The 284-nt window shown below is 67.3% G+C and carries 1 protein-coding gene; it reads left to right on the plus strand.

Going from position 1 to position 284, the window contains the following annotated elements; all coding sequences use genetic code 11:
* On the plus strand, nucleotides 1-284 hold a 284-nt coding region (locus SM755_RS23445; protein WP_323174808.1), incomplete at both ends, for a rhomboid family intramembrane serine protease.

The raw sequence follows: 284 nt of genomic DNA on the forward strand, positions 1-284 counted from the left end.
GACCGCCGGCATCGTCCAGGTCCTGCTCAAGAGCCTGATCGCGGAACCGATCCCGGTACTCGGCGCTAGCGGTGCCGTGTTCGCGCTCCTTGGCTACGTTCTCACCGGGAACCGCCTTGCCAGCGGTTTCTTCTCCCGCTTCGACCTGAGCCCCCCCGTCCAACTACTCGGCTTTGCCGTCCTCGCGGCCGTCGTCACCGTCGCTACGGGCGCGCCGGACGTCGCGCTCATCGCGCATTTCACTGGCTTCCTGCTCGGTCTCGTCGCCGGACGGATAGGCGTTC

This window comes from Natrialba sp. PRR66 (genome assembly GCF_034808065.1).
Classification (GTDB): Archaea; Halobacteriota; Halobacteria; order Halobacteriales; family Natrialbaceae; genus Natrialba; species Natrialba aegyptia.